Here is a 3,241-nt window from a genome sequence, read left to right on the forward strand (position 1 = left end):
CCCTCGGGGTCGGCGGTGTCGATCAGGGCCGTCCAGCGCTCCCCGTAGGACGCGGGGGGCAGCCGGAAGTCGACGGGCTCCCAGAAGCCGTTGAGCAGCAGCAGGAAGGAGTCGTCGACGACCCGGCGGCCGTAGGCGTCGCGCTCGGCGATGGCGTCCCCGTTGAGGAAGACGCCGACCGAGTGCGCGTCGCCGCGCCGCCAGTCCTGGTCGGCCATCTCATGCGCGTCGGGCCGCAGCCAGATCAGGTCGGGCAGCGGCTGCCTGCGCTTGGCCGCGCGCTCACCCCGGAAGAACCGGCGCCGGCGCAGCACGGGGTGCTTGGCGCGCAGGCCGATCAGGCGCCGGGTGAAGCCGGCCAGAGCACGCTGCTCGGGGCCGAGGTCCCAGTCGATCCAGGAGACCTCGTTGTCCTGGCAGTAGGCGTTGTTGTTGCCGCCCTGGGTGCGGCCGAGTTCGTCGCCGTGCCCGAGCATCGGGATGCCCTGGCTGAGCAGCAGGGTGGCCAGCAGGTTGCGCTGCTGACGGGCCCGCAGTTCGAGCACGGCCGGGTCGTCGGTGTCACCCTCGGCACCGCAGTTCCAGGACCGGTTGTCGCTCTCCCCGTCCCGGTTGCCCTCGCCGTTGGCCTCGTTGTGCTTGTCGTTGTACGACACGAGGTCGCGCAGGGTGAAACCGTCGTGCGCGGTGACGAAGTTGACGCTCGCCCGGGGCCTGCGGTTGCTGGCCTGGTAGAGGTCGGAGGAGCCGGTGAGCCGGGAGGCGAACTCCCCCAGCGAGCCGGGTTCGGCCCGCCAGAAGTCCCGTACGGCGTCCCGGTACTTGCCGTTCCACTCCGACCACAGCTGGGGGAAGTTGCCGACCTGGTAGCCGCCCTCGCCCAGATCCCAGGGCTCGGCGATGAGCTTGACCCGGCTGATCACCGGGTCCTGCTGGATCAGGTCGAAGAAGGCCGACAGCCGGTCCACCTCGTGGAACTGCCGGGCCAGGGTCGCCGCGAGGTCGAAGCGGAAGCCGTCGACATGCATCTCGGTGACCCAGTACCGCAGCGAGTCCATGATGAGCTGGAGCACGTAGGGGTGGCGCATGAGCAGGCTGTTGCCGGTGCCGGTGGTGTCGTAGTAGTGCGCCCAGTCCCCGTCGACCAGGCGGTAGTACGAGGCGTTGTCGATGCCCCGGAAGGAGAGGGTGGGGCCCATCTCGTTGCCCTCGGCGGTGTGGTTGTAGACCACGTCGAGGATGACTTCGAGGCCGGCCGCGTGCAGCGCCTTGACCATGGCCTTGAACTCGTCGACCTGTTGGCCGCGCGAACCGAGGGCGGCGTAGGCGTTGTGCGGGGCGAAGAACCCGATGGTGTTGTAGCCCCAGTAGTTCGACAGCCCCCGGTCGCGCAGCACACCGTCCTGCGCGAACTGGTGGACCGGCATCAGCTCGACCGCGGTGACCCCGAGCGAGGTCAGGTGCTCGGTGACGGCGGGGTGCGCGAGCCCGGCGTAGGTGCCGCGCAGCCGCTCCGGCACGTCCGGGTGGGTCGCGGTCAGGCCGCGCACATGGGTCTCGTAGATGACGGACTCGGAGTAGGGGCGGCCCGGCGGGCGGTCGTCGCCCCAGTCGAAGTAGGGGTCGGTGACGACACCCAGCATCGAGTGCCCGGCGCTGTCGGCGGGGGCCGGGCCGTGCGGCTCGCGTTCGTAGAGCGAGGGGTCGTTGTCCGTCTGGCCGTCTATGGCCCGCGCGTAGGGGTCCAGCAGCAGCTTGGCCGGGTTGCAGAGGTGGCCGAGGGAGGGCTGCCAGGGGCCGTGCACCCGGTAGCCGTAGCGCTGACCGGGCCCGGCCTCCGGCAGATAGCCGTGCCAGACGAAGCCGTCGACCTCGTGGAGGGGTACGGGCGTCTCGGCGCCCGCGTCGTCGACGAGGACCAGTTCCACGCGTTCGGCGACCTCGCTGAACAGTGCGAAGTTGGTGCCCTGGCCGTCGTAGGAGGCGCCCAACGGATAGGGGTGCCCGCTCCACACGGGCACCCCTTTCCGGGACTTCCTGGCCGTCACCGGGCGCCCGCCAGGACGCCAGCGGGCATCTCGCCGACCCGCTCGGGCACCGGGGCCGCGCGGGGCACGCGCAGCATCCGGCGGATGTGCGGCGAGGGAGCGGTCGGGACCAGCGGGACCCGCTGGTCGGCACGGGCACGCTGCGAGAACCAGATGATCCTGGCTCCGGTCTCGGTGGCACAGCAGCCCCAGCCGTCGCTCATGGCGGCGATGTCCGCGAGGCAGGTGCGCAGGCCCTCGTCCGGGCCCAGATCGCGGTCGCCGCCGCCGATGGCGGTGATGAGGTGCTGGCCGTTCCACCACATCTCGATGGAGGTGGTGGCGGCCGTGGCGTGCTGGTCGATGGCGCGCAGCAGCAGTTCGGTGCCGCGACGGACGGGGTCCACGAGATTGTCGAGGTCCCAGTGACTGAGGTGGGCGGCCAGGATGCGGCTGACCTGTCCCACCCGTTCCGGGCCGACTTCCACGTCGAGGTGGTAGTAGCGGGGCACTGCGGTCTCCATTGTCGCTTGCTCCTCACCGGCGAAGCTCCCGCTCCACGGCCGTCCGGCGGGATCACCGGACACTCAGCGTGAAAGCCGGTCGCTTCTGAGTCACCATCCACACTGCGGCTGCTACGCCATTCGTGCAACACGGGCATCACGAACGGCAGGGTCGTTGAAGCTCCAACAGGACGCATTGTGTTTGCACGTGCACCATGAGTGAAAGCCTCGATCGCCGTAACGGTGCCGCGCCCTTCCGTGTGCGGTCACCACCCGACCGTCGGGAACACGAGGGGTCGAGAGCCGTGAAAGGTGAAGGGGACCATGCTGCTACCCGCCAAGGCCGAAGTGGCCCGGCAGTTGCGGCGTTACCGGGCGTGGGAGCGCGTGATGCTCGCCTCGCCCCACGACCGCACGGTCCGGAGCACCTTCGAGGACTCGGGCTACACGTTGTGCGTGTTGATGGGAAAACGCTGCGCCAGGGAGGCGGCGGACGCCGCCGAGCGGTATCTGCGCTCCACCCCGGCCGGTTATCTGAGCGAGCAGGACGGGCGGCCGCAGCCCGGCCGGAGGGCGCGACGCGCGCAGTCACCGGAGCGGCGATCCACGGCGCCAAGCCCCTGACCTGGCACCGTACATGGCGTTCCCCTACGGGACGGCACCTGCCGGCCCCGTATCAAGGACCGCGAAGCCGGGCCCCGTGTGCCCGGC

The 3,241-nt window shown here is 70.5% G+C and carries 3 protein-coding genes; 1 reads left to right on the top strand and 2 read right to left on the bottom strand.

The features are described 5' to 3' along the window. The coding region (gene glgX, locus ACFWN1_RS32490) for a glycogen debranching protein GlgX (RefSeq protein ID WP_384370100.1) at positions 1-2,021 on the bottom strand (2,021 nt) is incomplete at its 3' end. Between the two features lie 23 nt (positions 2,022-2,044). Further along, entirely contained in the window at positions 2,045-2,551 is a 507-nt protein-coding gene (locus ACFWN1_RS32495) for a pep a2 (protein ID WP_384370103.1), read from the bottom strand. A 303-nt stretch (positions 2,552-2,854) separates the two neighbouring features. Here ACFWN1_RS32495 and ACFWN1_RS32500 point away from each other — a divergent pair, with 303 nt between their 5' ends. After that, on the top strand, positions 2,855-3,154 hold the full coding sequence (locus ACFWN1_RS32500; RefSeq protein ID WP_384370106.1) for a DUF5133 domain-containing protein: 300 nt from the start codon (positions 2,855-2,857) through the stop codon (positions 3,152-3,154). Positions 3,155-3,241: the final 87 nt, after the last annotated feature.

It is taken from the genome of Streptomyces sp. NPDC058459 (assembly GCF_042721685.1).
Taxonomy (GTDB): domain Bacteria; phylum Actinomycetota; class Actinomycetes; order Streptomycetales; family Streptomycetaceae; genus Streptomyces.

What these genes read in the sequence shown, in the direction of transcription:
- ACFWN1_RS32495 (WP_384370103.1), bottom strand. Translation starts at nt 2,551, where the DNA reads ATGGAGACCGCAGTGCCCCGCTACTACCACCTCGACGTGGAAGTCGGC.
- ACFWN1_RS32500 (WP_384370106.1), top strand. Translation starts at nt 2,855, where the DNA reads ATGCTGCTACCCGCCAAGGCCGAAGTGGCCCGGCAGTTGCGGCGTTAC.